Below are 9243 nucleotides of genomic sequence, written 5' to 3' on the forward strand. Positions count from 1 at the left end.
TCATGAAAACTCAGTTGCTCGAATTCATCAGCCTCATTGGCGCTGGCTGCATGCGCGAGGAAGACATCGAGCGCATCGCCGACGAGGCCGCCCAGGCCTACGCCGACCCCGCCGCCTTCCTGGCCGCCAACCCCGACATCAACTACGACGACAGCTTCCCCATCCCGCTGGGCGAATGGGTGGTGCTGGGCAGCCTGCCGGACACCGTGGTGTTCCAGGCCGACAGCTACCAGGACCTGTTCCAGCAGATCAGCGATTCGTTCGACCAGAGCGTGCCGTTCACCCTCAAGCCCAAGCAACTGGCCCGCACCGAGCCGCTGACCGCACTCAACCGCATCCAGGTGCAGATGGGCGCGCTGAACAAAGAGGCGGGTGGTTATGTGCTGCTCAACTTTAGCCAGTTGCTGGATGACGAGCTGCAGATGGTGATGGTGGGGCAGAAAGACCTGGCGCGGGTGCTGGAGCTGGGGGCAGAGGTGGGGATCAAGGTCGAGCCGGCCCTGGAGGCCCTGAAGGTCGCCGTGCACGTCTGATTTCCGCGTTTGCTTCTTCGCGGGCATGCCCGCTCCCACAGGATAATCACTGGGCCCGAGGGCAGTGGAGTCCTGTGGGAGCGGGCAAGCCCGCGAAGAGGCCGGTTCAGGCAACCTGAATAGTCAGCCCAGCGCGGTATCCAGGAACATCATCACCGCAAACCCACCCATCAACCCCAGGGTCGCCGCTGTCTGGTGCCCATTGCGGTGGGTTTCGGGAATCACCTCGTGGCTAACCACAAAGATCATCGCCCCCGCCGCCAGCCCCATGCTCACCGGGTAGGCCAAGGCAAAGCCGGTTGAAATCCCCAGGCCGATCACCGCTCCCAGCGGCTCCATCAGCCCCGACCCGATCGCCACCAGCGCAGCCTTCAGGTTCGACAACCCGGTAGCGCGCAAGGCCAGCGCCACGGCCAGCCCCTCGGGGATGTCCTGGATGGCGATGGCGCTTGTCAGTGGCAGGCCGATGTTCATGTCGCCATTGGCAAAGCTCACGCCAATGGCCATGCCCTCAGGCAGGTTGTGCAGGGTAATCGCCAGCACGAACAACCAAACCCGGCTGATGCGCTCGGCCTCCGGGCCGCACGGGCCGGTGCTTTCGTGTTCATGCGGGGTGAAGCGGTCCAGGCCCAGCATCAGCAGCACGCCCAGGCCCATGCCCAGCACCACGGTAAAGGCCGCGGCCGGGCCGTTGCCGGTAATTTCGCGGGCGGCATCCAGGCCCGGCAGAATCAGCGAAAACGAACTGGCCGCCAGCATCATGCCGGCAGCAAAACCTAGCATCACATCCTGGGTGCGCGCCCTGACATCGCGCAGCACCACCGCCAGCACCGCGCCCAGCGCCGTGGCGCCAAAGCCGGACAACCCGCCCAGTGCGGCCAGATGCAGGTTTTCGGCGTGGTCGCCGTTCACTGCGTTCCACAGGCTTGCCCCCAGCAGTACCAGTACCACCAGCAGGCTCAGGGCCAGGCCGGCACCTATCCATGGGTTGTCGTGCATCTGTTGGCGCCAGGCGCTGACGGGCGAGGGCAGGGCAACGGGGTGGGTATGAGCGGGGGGCATGGCAACCTCGAAATCAATGGATACAGCAGTTTAAGCAGTGACCCGCGCAAACGGCCAAGGATTCCCTTCTATCGACGTGATAGCTGGCTATGCTGTGGCAAAGCCTCTGGACAGGAGTTTAGGCATGGGGTCGACGTTCAACAGCCTGGTCGGGCTGATCATCCTGGCGCTGGATATCTGGGCCATCCTCAATGTGATCAAGAGTGGCAGCGAAGTGGGCATCAAGGTGTTGTGGATCCTGCTGATCGCCTTGCTGCCGGTAGTGGGGCTGGTGATCTGGGCGATTGCCGGGCCGCGGGGGAATGTGCGGATCTGAATGGCTGTGCCGGCGATAGGGCCGGAACAGACAAAACCCGCAACACCCCCGTGACAAAATTTTCACATTGGTTTAAACAGAATCCGCACCCGCACAATGCTGCGTTGGTATACACCTGCACCATATCCGCAAACCCGCAATCCTAGGACCTTCCCATTCATGGCTAACCCGGACGCCTTGAAGCAACGGGGCGCGCGAGCGTCGTTCTCGCCCACCCTGAAATCCCACCTGGCCTACACGCTGCTCAGCGGCCTGGTGATCATGCTGATGCTCAGCCTCGTGCGCCTGGCGCTGCTGGTCTACAACAGCGACATGATCGGCGATACCCCCAATGCGACCGTCGCCGAAGGCTTCCTCAACGGCTTGCGCTTCGACCTGCGGGTGGTGGTGTACATCAGCATTCCGCTGCTGCTGGCCATCCTCAGCCCCTGGGCCATGGCCCGGCGTGGCCTGTTCCGTTTCTGGCTGACCATCACCTCGAGCGTGGTGATGTTCCTCGGCCTGATGGAGATGGACTTCTATCGCGAGTTCCACCAGCGCCTCAACGGCCTGGTGTTCCAGTACATCAAGGAAGACCCGAAAACCGTGCTGAGCATGCTCTGGTACGGCTTCCCGGTGGTGCGCTACCTGCTGGCCTGGCTGTTCGGCACCTGGCTGCTGAGCCTGCTGTTCAAGGGCATCGACCGCATGACCCGGGGCAATGGCGCAGGCGAGGTCACCCTGCAGCGCCGCGCGGCGCCGTGGTACAACCGCCTGGCGGTGTTCATGGTGATCCTGCTGGTGGCCGTGGTCGCTGCCCGTGGCACCCTGCGCCAGGGCCCGCCGATGCGCTGGGGTGATGCCTTCACCACCGATTCCAACTTCGTCAACCAGCTGGGCCTGAACGGCACCCTGACCCTGATCGATGCTGCCAAGAGCCGCTTCGGCGAAGACCGCGCCAACATCTGGAAGCCGGTGCTGGAGCAGGACGTGGCCACGCAGAGCGTGCGCGAGCAGCTGCTGACCGCCAATGACACCCTGGTCGATGCCGACGAGGCTGCAATCCGCCGCGACTTCGTGCCGCCGGCCGAGCGCACCCTGCCGATCAAGAACGTGGTGGTGATCCTGATGGAAAGCTTCGCCGGCCACTCGGTGGGCGCGCTGGGCAGCCCCAACAGCATTACCCCGTACTTCGACAAGCTGGCCAAAGAGGGCCTGCTGTTCGACCGCTTCTTCTCCAACGGCACCCATACCCACCAGGGCATGTTCGCCACCATGGCCTGCTTCCCCAACCTGCCAGGCTTCGAATACCTGATGCAGACCCCGGAAGGCGGCCACAAGCTGTCCGGCCTGCCAGCGTTGCTCAGCGCCCGCGATTACGACGACGTGTACGTCTACAACGGCGACTTTGCCTGGGACAACCAGTCCGGGTTCTTCGGCAACCAGGGCATGACCACCTTCATTGGCCGTAACGACTTCGTCAACCCGGTGTTCTCCGACCCGACCTGGGGCGTGTCCGACCAGGACATGTTCGACCGCGGCGCCGAAGAACTGGCCAAGCACGATGGCAAGAAGCCGATCTACGCGCTGCTGCAGACCTTGTCCAACCACACCCCGTACGCGCTGCCCAAGGACCTGCCGGTAGAGCCGGTAACCGGCCAGGGCCGCCTGGACGAGCACCTGACCGCCATGCGCTATTCGGACTGGGCGCTGGGGCAGTTCTTCGAGAAGGCGCGCAAGGAGCCGTACTTCAAGGAAACTCTGTTCGTCATCGTTGGCGACCATGGCTTTGGCAACCACCAGCAGGTCACCGAGCTGGACCTGGGCCGCTTCAACGTGCCGCTGCTGCTGATTGCCCCGGGCATCCAGGAGAAGTTCGGTGCGGTCAACCACACCGTGGGCACCCAGGTCGACATCGTGCCGACCATCATGGGCCGCCTGGGTGGCCAGGCCCGTCACCAGTGCTGGGGCCGCGACTTGCTCAACCTGCCTGAGGGCGACCAGGGCGTGGGCATGATCAAGCCATCGGGCAGCGAGCAGATCGTCGGCCTGGTGCAGGGCGACCGCATCCTGATCGAGTCCAAGGACATGTCCCCGCGCATGTACCGCTACCAGCTGGGTAGCGAGTTCAAGGCCGAGCTGATCGAAAGCCCGGACCAGCCGGAAATGCTGAAGAAGCTGGAAGCGTATATCCAGACCGCGACCAAGAGCTTGCTGGATAACACTGCCGGTGTTGTGCACGGCACGCCGAAGTAATAGCTGGATCGCCAGGCGGACCTGGGCCGTGTGGGAGCGGCCTTGTGTCGCGAAAGGGCTGCGCAGCAGCCCCAGATCCAGTATCCATGCATAAATCGCCGGGGCCGCTTTGCGGCCCTTTCGCGACACAAGGCCGCTCCCACAAAAAGCCGCACCGCTACCAAGTCATCTGACTGAACATTCTCCCCACCTCAAGGTCACTTGTTTCAGGCATCACACACCCGGTGTTCGTTGACTTAGAGGGTTCGTTCAATGAAAGAGTGGGAAGTCATCTTTGCCGACCAGAAGGGCGTGCTCACCACCCTGACGCTGCACGGCGACCAGTGCCCCAGCGAGGAGGACGCCGCGCGGGCCATCCGTTCGCACCTGTTCCCGGTGATGGACGAGCTGGACCTCAACGACTTCCAGGACCGCACTGTTTCACCCACCGCACGCTGGCTCAAGGAACAGAGTGGCGTGACCATCACCAGCATCCACGAAACGCCCTGAACCACACGTTTGCGTGGTGCCCTGGCAGGCACTACGCTGCAAGAAGGTGCCGGCCTATTCTGCGGGTCGGCACCGCATCCCTTCGCGTCTTGCATCAGCTCGAACTGCCCGGCCGCTGCCGGCAGGTGCGTAGTGCACGGAAAGTCTATCCATCGCATTATTCAGGAGGACGTTTCATGAGCAGCCAGAACGACGATATCAGCAGCAACGTCCTGCGCCAGATGAAGGCAGGCGGTTTCGACTTCACCCAGATCCACCCCATCGAGTTCTACGCCATATTCCCCGACGAAGCAGGGGCCCGCCGCGCGGCCGGGCAGTTTCGCGGTGAATCGCTGAATGCCCAGGTCAAGGAGCTGGGCGACGGTGCCTGGCATCTGGAGCTGAGCAAGGTCATGTATGCCACCCATGGCGGGATTGGCGACTTCGAAGAGGCCTTCGAGCAGCTGGTGACACCTTATGGCGGTGAGGTGGAAGGGTGGGGGGTCAAGCAGGAACGGCCCATAGCCTGAGACTTTGGGAATTTGGGGCCGCCTTGCGGCCCATCGCGACACAAGGCCGCTCCTACAGGCGTGCGCGTACCCTTGTAGGAGCGGCCTTGTGTCGCGAAAGGGGCGCAAAGCGCCCCCAGGTTCTCAAGGCCTGCGCCCAGCCATATGCCTCAAATAGGCCAGCAATTCATCCAGCTCCGTTTCACTCAAGACACTTTCTGCAAACCCCGGCATCTTCGCCTGCGGCCACTGCCGCAGGCTCTGCGGGTCACGAATCAGCTGGCGTAGATATTCCGGCCGAAAATACTCGGTCGGGTTATGCGGCACATTCAGGTCCGGCCCCACCTGCGCATCCCCCGCGCCATTCAGCCTATGACACGCCAGGCAGTTCTGCTGGAACAAGGCAAAGCCCCGGCGCACAGGGCTGTCGGCCGACAGCTTCGGGTCGGGCAGCAGCGCCGGAAAACGCGCCTCGACAGAAGCCAGCTTGCGAATCGTGGAAATCTGGAACGGCCACTGCTCCGGGCGGATGCCGCTTGCCTGCGGTGCAGTCCACACCAGGTAGAACGGCCCGGCACTCGGCTTGCCCTGGCCCAGTGGTGGCCACGGCCGGCCCGGCTCCTCCACCGCCAGCCAGGCCTGTGCCGGCCCGTGCTGCAACAGTGGCGCCGCCGGCATTTCGGCGGCAAAACCATCCAGCGCCACCGCCTGCAGGTGGTCGCTGGCGCTCACGCCATCCAGCAGCGCGGCCAGCGGCACCGCCCGATAATGCATGGGCTGCTTGTAGGAAACGTCCTGGTCGATGCTGATGTCCCGGGCCTGCGGGTGGTCGAGCAGTTCGGCACTGCTCCACTGGCGCGTCGTGGCGCCCAGTTCAAGGTGCAGTTGCGCCGCCGACAGCGGCAGGCTCAGAAGCAACACTAACAGTGCAAGGCAGTGGCGCATGGATAATCTCCGACCATCAAGGCCAGCAGGTTACCTGTGCGTTGCCTGTTGGCGCCACAGCGGCAGTCAGCCGAACAAACGTGTGAGGTTCGGCAGGATCAGCAGCAAAGTCGTGGCGAAGAGAATGAGCCCAGCTTGGCGAATTTTCGATTGTCTGAACATGGCGGACCGCCTTCTTGTTGTTATTCCTGAATACCCGTTGGCTTCCCTGTCGCGCTTCGGGTCGATCGCAGTGGCGTTGCGTTACGCCTGAACTGCCTGCCTCTTGAAAGTGGATATACAACCAACAGTAGGGTGTGCGTCATCCATGTTTGAGAACCCTTTGTTCTAATACTGTAGTTCGTTGATTTCGTCTGGCTATGAGGCCAAGTGCCAGCCGGCTGGCATGCTCTGGCTAGACGGTGGCGCAAGTGCCAGCAGGGCACCGACGAAATGTGACCGTTCGTCAGTGCGGCCTACTTGCTTGTACGTGCCTTTCGCGTCAGTCTCTACAGCAGATTCCCACCCATGTCGTTCAGGACTACCCCTATGTCGTTACGCATCTGCATCCTTGAAACCGATGTCCTGCGACCGGAGTTGACCGCGCAGTACCAGGGCTACGGCAGGATGTTCGAGCAGCTCTTCTCGCGTCAGCCGATCGCCGCCGAATTTCGTGTGTACAACGTGATGAATGGCGATTACCCCGCCGACAACGAAGTGTTCGATGCCTACCTGGTGACGGGCAGCAAGGCCGACTCGTTTGGTACCGACCCGTGGATCCAGACCCTCAAGGCCTACCTGCTGAAGCTGTACGAGCGTGGCGAGAAGCTGCTGGGTGTGTGTTTCGGCCACCAGTTGCTGGCGTTGACCCTGGGTGGCAAGGCCGAGCGTGCCGAGCAGGGCTGGGGCGTGGGTATCCACCGCTATTCGCTGGCGGCCCATGCGCCGTGGATGGACCCGGAGGTGTCGGAGCTGACCTTGCTGATCAGCCACCAGGACCAGGTGACCGAGCTGCCGGAAGGCGCCACGGTGATCGCCTCCAGCGATTTCTGCCCGAACGCTGCGTACCACATTCGTGACCAGGTGCTGTGCTTCCAGGGGCACCCGGAGTTCGTGCACGACTACTCCCGCGCACTGCTCGATGCGCGCCAGCAGTATCTGGGTGATGAGGTGTACCACAAGGCCGTGGCCAGCCTGGCCACCGAGCACCAGGGCGACCTGGTGGGGGAGTGGATGTTGCGGTTTATCCAGCAGCCGGTGAGCAAAGATACCGCAGCGTGATGGCTGGGGGCTGCTGTGCAGCCCATCGCGACACAAGGCCGCTCCTACAGGGGGTCGCGCCAGTCAGGTTATTCGCGATCCCTGTAGGAGCGGCCTTGTGTCGCGATGGGCCGCAAAGCGGCCCCGACAATCTCAGAGCCAGCCAGACTTCTTGAAGCTGGCATACAACGCGGTACAGCCCAGGCCGATCACCCCCAGCACCCCGAAGTACCCATAGTGCCACCCCAGCTCCGGCATGTTCTGGAAGTTCATCCCGTAAACCCCGGCAATTGCCGTGGGGAACGCCAGGATCGCCGCCCAGGCTGCAAACTTGCGCTGCACGATGCTCTGCCGTGACGACTCCAGCAGCATGCCGATCTCGATGGTCTGGCTGGCGATGTCGCGGATGCCTGCCAGGTCCTCCATCTGCCGCGTCACGTGGATCTGCACATCACGGAAGTACGGGCGCATGTTCTTGTCGATGAACGGGAAGCTCAGGCGCTGCAGTTCCTCGCTCACTTCCACCATCGGTGCCACGTAGCGGCGCAGGCGCAGGATGTCGCGGCGCAGGCTGTGCAAGCGGCGGATATCGTCCTCTTGCAGCGAACCGCCAAGCACGCTCTGCTCCAGCTCTTCGATCTCGCCGTGAATGGCCTCGCTGACCGGCTGGTAGTTCTCGGTGACAAAGTCGAGCAGGGCGTACAGCACGAAGTCTTCGCCGTGCTCCAGCAGCAACGGCCGCGCCTCGCAGCGCTGGCGCACCAGGGCATAGGATTTCGAGTGGCCGTTGCGGCAGGTGATGATGTAGCCGTTGCCGGCGAAGATGTGGGTTTCGATGAACTCCAGCTTGCCTTCGTGGCGCACCGGCGAGTAGGTGACGATGAACAGGGCGTCGCCAAAGGTTTCCAGCTTGGGCCGGCTGTGCTTTTCCAGGGCGTCTTCGATGGCCAGTTCGTGCAGGTTGAACTGGCACTGCAGGTTGGCCAGCTCCTCTGCGTTGGGCTCTTCCAGGCCGATCCATACAAAGTGCCCCGGCTTGCGCGCCCACTCGCTGCCTTCATCGATGCTGATGTTGGTGACCTTTCTGCCGGCGCTGTACACCGCCGATGCCACGACTCGACCCATGGTTGTTCGCTTATTCCGGTTGGACACGGGTTACAGCTTGGGCTGTAGTGGGCTCAAGAGCAACCTAGCGCTTGGCCAGTTCCCCTTCCATGCGGTCGATGCATTGCTGCATCTGCCCGCGGCACTGTTCGATCAGCGCCGGCAGGTCCTGCAGGGTCATGCCCGCCGTGGCGATCGGTGGCAGCGAGCGCACGATCACCGTGCGCTGGCGCCAGCTGTTCAGGCTCAGGCGCCCGGCATAGCGGCTGACGCATACCGGCACGATCGGCACACCGGCCTCGATGGCCATGTGAAACGCGCCTTTCTTGAAGGCCAGCAGGTGCTCGCCGGGATTGCGCGTGCCTTCGGGGAAAATCCAGATCGAGGTATCGTCCTGCAGCACCCGGGTGGTCTTCTGCATGGCCTTGCGTGCCTGGTAGGCGTTCTTGCGGTCGACCAGCACGTTGCCACCCAGCCAGAACAGCTGGCCGAACAGCGGGATCCAGCCCAGGCTTTTCTTGCCGATGGCGACGGTGCGCTGCGGTACCACCTGGCCTAGCACGAACAGGTCGAAGTTGGACTGGTGGTTGGCGACGATCACGCAGCCTGGCGGCTGATCCCACAGCGGACCGACTTCTGCCTTGACCCTGATGCGCATCAGCCAGGTGGCCGGCAGGCTGTAGAGGCGGGCGAAAAGGCGGCTGTTGTCGGGGTTGAAGGGACGGCACAGGCCAATGACCAGGCCCAGGGTACCAACCACAAGGAAATGCAGCGCCAGCAGGAACATGCGCAATGAATAAAGCATGGTACGACTCACACCAGACAGTCGCCG

10 protein-coding genes are annotated in these 9243 nt (G+C 63.0%); 6 read left to right on the top strand and 4 right to left on the bottom strand.

What is annotated here, in order from left to right:
• Positions 1-2: 2 nt before the first annotated feature.
• Complete coding sequence (locus tag ABNP31_RS06925; RefSeq protein ID WP_085665302.1) at positions 3-533, top strand: hypothetical protein; 531 nt, start codon at positions 3-5, stop codon at positions 531-533.
• A 123-nt stretch (positions 534-656) separates the two neighbouring features.
• On the opposite strand, the gene ABNP31_RS06930 is transcribed toward ABNP31_RS06925, so the two are convergent.
• Entirely contained in the window at positions 657-1595 is a 939-nt protein-coding gene (locus ABNP31_RS06930) for a ZIP family metal transporter (protein ID WP_085590062.1), read from the bottom strand.
• A gap of 124 nt (positions 1596-1719) precedes the next feature.
• Between ABNP31_RS06930 and ABNP31_RS06935 the strand changes: the two genes are divergently transcribed.
• From ABNP31_RS06935 to ABNP31_RS06950, 4 genes are all read left to right on the top strand, one after another.
• Positions 1720-1911, top strand: a complete 192-nt coding sequence (locus ABNP31_RS06935) for a PLDc N-terminal domain-containing protein (protein WP_012271091.1) — start codon at positions 1720-1722, stop codon at positions 1909-1911.
• Positions 1912-2070: 159 nt separating this feature from the next.
• Positions 2071-4146 (top strand): LTA synthase family protein, encoded by a 2076-nt coding sequence (locus ABNP31_RS06940; protein WP_350013128.1) that lies wholly within the window; start codon positions 2071-2073, stop codon positions 4144-4146.
• A 252-nt stretch (positions 4147-4398) separates the two neighbouring features.
• On the top strand, positions 4399-4635 hold the full coding sequence (locus tag ABNP31_RS06945) for a hypothetical protein (RefSeq protein ID WP_025338164.1): 237 nt from the start codon (positions 4399-4401) through the stop codon (positions 4633-4635).
• Between the two features lie 176 nt (positions 4636-4811).
• A complete protein-coding gene (locus ABNP31_RS06950) occupies positions 4812-5144 on the top strand; it encodes a ribonuclease E inhibitor RraB (protein ID WP_003260395.1) in 333 nt (110 codons plus the stop codon).
• 123 nt (positions 5145-5267) lie between these two features.
• On the opposite strand, the gene ABNP31_RS06955 is transcribed toward ABNP31_RS06950, so the two are convergent.
• Positions 5268-6068 (bottom strand): c-type cytochrome, encoded by an 801-nt coding sequence (locus tag ABNP31_RS06955; protein ID WP_350013129.1) that lies wholly within the window; start codon positions 6066-6068, stop codon positions 5268-5270.
• A gap of 528 nt (positions 6069-6596) precedes the next feature.
• On the opposite strand from ABNP31_RS06955, the gene ABNP31_RS06960 reads away from it, so the two are divergent.
• A complete protein-coding gene (locus ABNP31_RS06960; protein ID WP_025338166.1) occupies positions 6597-7328 on the top strand; it encodes an amidotransferase in 732 nt (243 codons plus the stop codon).
• Between the two features lie 132 nt (positions 7329-7460).
• Here the strand turns inward: ABNP31_RS06960 and ABNP31_RS06965 are convergent, their stop codons facing one another.
• Together ABNP31_RS06965 and ABNP31_RS06970 are read right to left on the bottom strand one after the other, a co-directional pair.
• Positions 7461-8432, bottom strand: coding sequence for a magnesium and cobalt transport protein CorA (locus tag ABNP31_RS06965; RefSeq protein WP_015269363.1), 972 nt, complete (start codon positions 8430-8432; stop codon positions 7461-7463).
• 64 nt (positions 8433-8496) lie between these two features.
• Positions 8497-9216 carry a lysophospholipid acyltransferase family protein gene (locus tag ABNP31_RS06970; protein ID WP_025338167.1) on the bottom strand — a complete coding sequence of 240 codons (720 nt, stop codon included), beginning with the start codon at positions 9214-9216 and terminating at the stop codon, positions 8497-8499.
• Between the last annotated feature and the right edge of the window lie 27 nt (positions 9217-9243).

It is taken from the genome of Pseudomonas asiatica, assembly GCF_040214835.1.
Lineage (GTDB): Bacteria > Pseudomonadota > Gammaproteobacteria > Pseudomonadales > Pseudomonadaceae > Aquipseudomonas > Aquipseudomonas putida_Z.

Coding starts and splice junctions, on each gene's coding strand:
- ABNP31_RS06925 (WP_085665302.1), top strand. CDS start 3: ATGAAAACTCAGTTGCTCGAATTCATCAGCCTCATTGGCGCTGGCTGC.
- ABNP31_RS06930 (WP_085590062.1), bottom strand. CDS start 1,595: ATGCCCCCCGCTCATACCCACCCCGTTGCCCTGCCCTCGCCCGTCAGC.
- ABNP31_RS06935 (WP_012271091.1), top strand. CDS start 1,720: ATGGGGTCGACGTTCAACAGCCTGGTCGGGCTGATCATCCTGGCGCTG.
- ABNP31_RS06940 (WP_350013128.1), top strand. CDS start 2,071: ATGGCTAACCCGGACGCCTTGAAGCAACGGGGCGCGCGAGCGTCGTTC.
- ABNP31_RS06945 (WP_025338164.1), top strand. CDS start 4,399: ATGAAAGAGTGGGAAGTCATCTTTGCCGACCAGAAGGGCGTGCTCACC.
- ABNP31_RS06950 (WP_003260395.1), top strand. CDS start 4,812: ATGAGCAGCCAGAACGACGATATCAGCAGCAACGTCCTGCGCCAGATG.
- ABNP31_RS06955 (WP_350013129.1), bottom strand. CDS start 6,068: ATGCGCCACTGCCTTGCACTGTTAGTGTTGCTTCTGAGCCTGCCGCTG.
- ABNP31_RS06960 (WP_025338166.1), top strand. CDS start 6,597: ATGTCGTTACGCATCTGCATCCTTGAAACCGATGTCCTGCGACCGGAG.
- ABNP31_RS06965 (WP_015269363.1), bottom strand. CDS start 8,432: ATGGGTCGAGTCGTGGCATCGGCGGTGTACAGCGCCGGCAGAAAGGTC.
- ABNP31_RS06970 (WP_025338167.1), bottom strand. CDS start 9,216: ATGCTTTATTCATTGCGCATGTTCCTGCTGGCGCTGCATTTCCTTGTG.